Annotated in this window: 1 protein-coding gene; it reads right to left on the minus strand. The window is 63.0% G+C overall.

Annotated features, from left to right (window positions below; translation table 11 throughout):
• On the minus strand, positions 1-1,265 hold a 1,265-nt coding region (locus tag KTAU_RS21400; RefSeq protein WP_151730266.1), incomplete at both ends, for an amino acid adenylation domain-containing protein.

Raw genomic sequence — 1,265 nt, forward strand, 5'->3', positions numbered from 1 at the left:
TGTTGGTCGAGGCGACCCAAGAAGAGGAGGGAGCCGTTGGGGAGCCAGCGGACGAGGTCGCCGGTGCGGTAGAGGCGGGCGGAGGGGTCAGAGGAGAAGGGGTGAGGGAGGAAGCGCTGGGAGGAGAGGGAGGGCTGGCGGAAGTAGCCGGGGGAGAGGGAAGGGCCGCCGATGAAGAGTTCGCCGGGGACGCCGATGGGGACGGGTTGGAGGGAGGGATCGAGGACATAGAGGGAGCAGTGGGGGAGAGGGTGGCCGATGGGGGCGGTAGGGAAGGGGTCGGAGGGGGAGCAGAGGTGGACGGAGGCCCAGACGGTGGCTTCGGAGGGGCCGTATTCATTGAAGAGGGGGGTCTGGGGGAGAAGGGAGTAGTGCAGTTGCACGAGGGAGCGCGGGCAGGCTTCACCCCCAATTGTTACACAGCGCAGGGAAGCAAGCTGAGAAGGAGCGGCGTACTCCAGTATCTGGCTGTAGAGAGAAGGCACAAGGAGCAGGTGCGAGACCTGGACCTGTTCTAAGAGAGCAGGTAGCTTGCTGAGATTCCTCTTGTGCTCTTCAGCCAGCAGTACTACTTTGCCTCCTTCGCATAATGTCCAGAGGACGCCTGTCAGGGCGCTGTCGAAGGTCAAGGAGAGTAGAGGGACATGGACCTTGGGAGGAAGTGCCTTATAATACTCCAGACGTGAGGTGAGCGAGACCATGAGATTAGTGTGGGAAATGGAGACAGCCTTTGGGGTACCGGTAGAGCCGGAGGTGAAGATGAGGTAGGCGAGCTGGTCGGGAGAGCTGGACCAGGGGAGATTATCGCTAGAGAGAGAGGCGAGCTGTGCCTGTGTCTCGGCTGCATCCAGGCAGAGCACCAGGCAAGAGCTAGCCAGGGATGGCAGGGAAGCAGCCAGAGACTGGCTTGTGAGCAGCAGGGAAGGTTGCAGCTCGGTTAACAGCGCCTGTAGGCGCGCTGGGGGAGCGGTGGGATCCAGAGGCACGAAGCAGCCCCCAGCCTTGAGAACGGCCAGCATTCCCACGAAGAAGCTGGACGAGGCAGGCAAGACCAGAGGAACGGGAGTATTGGCGGTAAGGCCGAGGGAGAGCAGGAGGCGGGCGAGCTGATTGGCCTGGGAGTTGAGAGTGTGGTAGGAGAGGGAGGAGCCGGAGGGCAGGTCCAGGAGGGCGCAGGAGGAGGGAGAGCGCTGGGCCTGGGCTTCGAAGAGGAGGTGGATGGCAGGAGCGGGGGAAGGAGGGAGGGTCTGGGGGGAGGAGCTGAA

This window comes from Thermogemmatispora aurantia (assembly GCF_008974285.1).
Classification (GTDB): Bacteria; Chloroflexota; Ktedonobacteria; order Ktedonobacterales; family Ktedonobacteraceae; genus Thermogemmatispora; species Thermogemmatispora aurantia.